The following is a 1,591-nucleotide window of genomic DNA, read 5'->3' as shown; positions in this document are numbered from 1 at the left end:
GAGAATTTGAAAATAAAGAAGAACTGGAAAAAGTAGTCAATCAGCTTTTAAATGAAGGGGGATTGATTATTAAATGGAGTAGAAAACTTAAAAATAAGGGTAATGCTGTCAATGTAACTTAAATGCGTAAAAGCTTAATAAGGTCAAAAGTTTCAATGAACGGGAGCATCTCACTTATGCAATGAGTATTAATGCTTGTAGCCGTCAACAACTAGAAAATCTTCTACTTGATCACAAAGAGAAATGAGATTATAATAGTTATAATTTACAATTCAGAATATATCTCGATGGGAGGAATAATTCAATGTTATCAGAAAATGAAAAAAGAATTAAAGAGTTATGTCAAGACTTAGGGCAATGTCTCTAAGCTGTTCAGCATCTAAATAGCGTATAATAGAAACAGTAACCTATTCAAGTATCAATAGCTATGCCAGCCCCTAATCACTTGAATTCCGAACAAAAAGAAAAGTTACAAAAAGCACTAAAAAAAGAAGAAAATCCTTACATTAGAGAAAGAGTTTTGATATTGTTGTTGTTAAATGACGGGAAAACTCAAGTCCAAATCTCCAAACTCATTGGGTGTTCACTGCGAACAGTCTCTTATTGGTGTATTCCTGGAGATGCCAATAATTTAGATAGCTTGAAAGACAAGAGAATGGAGGGAAATTATCGAAAAGCGACGGATGAGTATATCAAAATATTGTTAGAGACAATTGACAAAGAGCCTCAAGAAATGGGGTATGAGTTTGGCCGTTGGACAGCCAAAAGATTAGCCACTTATCTGACAGAACAGACAGGTATAGAATTAAGTAGTTCTCAAGTCACGAACATTTAAAAAAAAAAGAAGTATGTTTATATTTGGGCTAAATATAGTTTAGAAGATCGACAATATCCTGAAAAAAGAAAAGAATTTAAACAAAAATTAGCCGAATACTTAAAAATAGCAAAAGAAGAGCCAAATAAGCTACAGGTATGGTTTTGGGACGGGGCTTTCAAGGTGGCGACGCAGGTTCGCCACACAGCCCCTCACGAAAGTGGATTCAGTTTAAGAGTCATTAGAAGAAAAACATGGGGGAAAAAAAGCCAAAGAAAAAAAGTTAGCGGACAAAGAAGAAGTGGTCGAGTAAATGCGATGGGAGGAGTGAGATATTCCGATAAAAAAAGATTCGTAGAATTCATCAAAAAAGGAAATTCAGAAACTTTTTATGAAGTGGTAAAAGTTTTTTATACAGAAATCATTAAAGAATGGGTGGAAGCGGGGAATAAAGAGGAGGATTTTCGAGAGAAGGGTCCAAAGATTGTCCTGATTCTCGATAATGCTAGTATTCACAAAAAAACAGATGTTGTTGGTAAAATTGCTGAAAATATGCCCAACTTAATTTTAGAGTATTTACCCGCCTATAGCCCAGATTTAAATATCATTGAATTGGTCTGGCACTCGGCAAAAGAATTGGGAGCATCTCACCTTTGCAATGAGCATAAATACTTAGTGGAAAAATAGGCTTTTCGAGGGTAATTCTTGTTTTAATTCTCCATGTACGCAGTCTTTAAAAGCCTCTATTTCGTTCCAAGACACGATTAAGAGTGGCTT

At 34.9% G+C, this 1,591-nt stretch carries 2 pseudogenes; both read left to right on the top strand.

What is annotated here, in order from left to right:
- Window positions 1-122 (top strand): annotated as a pseudogene (locus O9332_RS27685) (IS630 family transposase); the annotation flags it as partial.
- Window positions 123-427: 305 nt separating this feature from the next.
- Window positions 428-1,501: pseudogene (locus O9332_RS27680) on the top strand (IS630 family transposase).
- Window positions 1,502-1,591 lie beyond the last annotated feature (90 nt).

The sequence above is a fragment of the Microcystis sp. LE19-10.1B genome (assembly GCF_027530565.1).
Taxonomy (GTDB): domain Bacteria; phylum Cyanobacteriota; class Cyanobacteriia; order Cyanobacteriales; family Microcystaceae; genus Microcystis; species Microcystis aeruginosa.
This window is presented reverse-complemented; position numbering and strand designations above follow the sequence as displayed.